1 protein-coding gene is annotated in these 309 nt (G+C 35.6%); it reads left to right on the forward strand.

Translation table 11 applies throughout. From position 1 onward, the window contains the following. Positions 1 to 267: hypothetical protein (locus HII16_RS16785; RefSeq protein WP_211183550.1), on the forward strand; the 267-nt coding region annotated here is incomplete at its 5' end. Positions 268 to 309 lie beyond the last annotated feature (42 nt).

Genomic DNA, 309 nt, shown 5'->3' on the forward strand with positions numbered 1-309 from the left:
CGCTGTTTTTCAGACATAAAAAAAGCTTTAAAGGATATTTCTAATGAAACACGCTTTAAAGCTTTCTATACATCGCCATTAATTAAAATGGTGCGCGTGAAGTTTTGCAGAGACTTGAAAGTTCAAGTCTATCCGCGCTGTTTTTCAGGCATAAAAAAAGCTTTAAAGGATATTTCTAATGAAACACGCTTTAAAGCTTTCGATACATCGCCACTAATTAAAATGGTGCGCGTGAGGTTTTGCAGAGACTTGAAAGTTCAAGTCTAGCCACGCTGTTTTTCAGGCATAAAAAAAGCTTTAAAGGATATT

The sequence above is a fragment of the Thalassotalea sp. Y01 genome (genome assembly GCF_012932945.1).
Taxonomy (GTDB): domain Bacteria; phylum Pseudomonadota; class Gammaproteobacteria; order Enterobacterales; family Alteromonadaceae; genus Thalassotalea_A.